Origin of the sequence: Methylophaga sp. UBA5088 (assembly GCF_002414625.1) — a bacterium.
GTDB lineage: Bacteria > Pseudomonadota > Gammaproteobacteria > Nitrosococcales > Methylophagaceae > Methylophaga > Methylophaga marina.
The window spans coordinates 10,173-10,437 of sequence record NZ_DIAC01000065.1; the positions used below are offsets into that span (position 1 = coordinate 10,173).

At 44.2% G+C, this 265-nt stretch carries 1 pseudogene; it reads left to right on the plus strand.

The window, feature by feature from the left end:
- Positions 1-265, plus strand: a pseudogene (locus tag B4K20_RS08355) (tRNA (5-methylaminomethyl-2-thiouridylate)-methyltransferase); the annotation flags it as partial.

Genomic DNA, 265 nt, shown 5'->3' on the forward strand with positions numbered 1-265 from the left:
CAGTTTGGCTTGACGGATTTTGCTAGTCCGGCAGGTGGTTGTTGTTTCCTGACAGATAAAAGCTATTCAGATAAGTTGGTCGACTTATGGAAAGCACGCAATAGCAGAGAATATGAAATGGACGATATTATGCTGCTGAAAGTGGGCAGACATATTCGCCCCAGTGCAGAATTTAAGCTGATAATCGCGCGTGATGCCGGTGAAAGTAAGTTTCTGGAAGGTTATCGAAAAGAATTTATCAGTATTCACGCCCTCAGCCACAGTG